General features: G+C 62.2%; 1 pseudogene. It reads left to right on the top strand.

Annotated elements, in window-relative coordinates:
* Window positions 1–53 precede the first annotated feature (53 nt).
* A pseudogene (locus KP010_RS22430) lies at window positions 54–1,323 on the top strand (IS701 family transposase); the annotation flags it as partial.
* Between the last annotated feature and the right edge of the window lie 148 nt (window positions 1,324–1,471).

Genomic DNA, 1,471 nt, shown 5'->3' with positions numbered 1-1,471 from the left:
TAGCATTACAGTTGCGTAATTAGGCGGTTTCTGACTCACTAGGCCACCATGATTCGGTTCGGGGATCGTGGGATGGCGGGAGCTTCGATCGAGACGACGCTGGAGTTGTGGGCGTCGTCGCTGCGTGATGTGAAACGTCGGATGCATCCGCTGTTCACGCAAGACCGCGTGGCGCGATCGGCAGAGGCTTTCCTCGAGGGACTGCTCGGCGAAGAACGCCGCAAGACGGGCTGGATGCGGGCGGAAGCCGCCGGCGATCCGGGGCCCTGGCGACAACAGGCCATTCTGGGCCGCGGACGTTGGGACGCGGATGCGCTGCGTGACATTGTGCGCGACTATGCGCTGGAGACGTTGGCCGACGACGATGCGGTCTTTGTCGTCGACGAGACGGGCTTTCTGAAGCAAGGCAAGGCGTCCTGCGGCGTCTCACGGCAATACACGGGCTCGGCGGGAAAGATCACGAACTGCCAGATCGGCGTTTTCGCTTGCTATGTATCGGGTCACGGGCATGCCTTCATCGACCGCGAACTCTATCTGCCCAAGAGCTGGACGGACGACAAAGCGCGTATGGCGAAAGCGCATGTTCCGCAGGAACTGATCGATCGCGCCAATGGCGGCTTCGCCACCAAGCCGGCGTTGGCGCTCGCCATGATCGAGCGGGCGATCGCCGCGAATGTTCCATTCTCCTTCGTCGCCGCCGACACGGTCTACGGAGTCGGCGACATCGAGATGGCGTTGCGGCGCGCCGGCAAAGGCTATGTGCTGGGCGTCAAATCCAACGACACGTTCTACTCCTGGGGCAAGCCGAGCGCCGTCGCGGGCACGGCGAAAGAGATCGCCGACCGCTTGCCGCTGTCCGCTTGGAAACGTCTTTCGGCTGGCGCTGGAACGAAAGGCGAGCGGCTCCATGATTGGGCCTATCTCGAGCTCGCCGATCTCGCCGGCGGCGATTACAATGAGGCGCAGGGCGGCCAGGTCTGGACCCGCGGATTGCTGATCCGCCGCAAGATCGCCGATGGCGATCTCGCCTTCTTCACGACATGGGCGCCGAGTGGAACGACGATCGAAGCGCTGGCGAAAATCGAAGGCCATCGTTGGGCGATCGAGGATAGCTTCGAAACCGCCAAGAACGAGCTGGGCCTCGATCACAACGAAACGCGCTCATGGCATGGATGGCGGCGTCATGTCTCGCTCGTCATGCTGGCCTTCGCCATGATGGCGACGATACGTGTTCACGCCAATGGACCGGCGACGCCGTCCCCCAAAAAGATCCGGCGCGCAATGACGACAAAAGCTACGCGGCCTCGATCGACGGCGAGCTGATCCGCTGGTCGATGCAGGAAATCCGACGCATCGCCACGCGCCTCGCACGAAAACGCATTCGTCCCGAGTTCGTCATCGCATGGTCGTTATGGCGACGAGCGCACCAAGCCGAAGCAAGGCGAGCCCATCTAAAAAAGCAACTGTAATG

This window comes from Methylosinus sp. KRF6 (genome assembly GCF_018887255.1).
In the GTDB taxonomy this organism is placed as follows: Bacteria; Pseudomonadota; Alphaproteobacteria; order Rhizobiales; family Beijerinckiaceae; genus Methylosinus; species Methylosinus sporium.
Note: the sequence above shows the minus strand (reverse complement) of the source record. Positions and strands in the feature narration are given on the sequence as shown.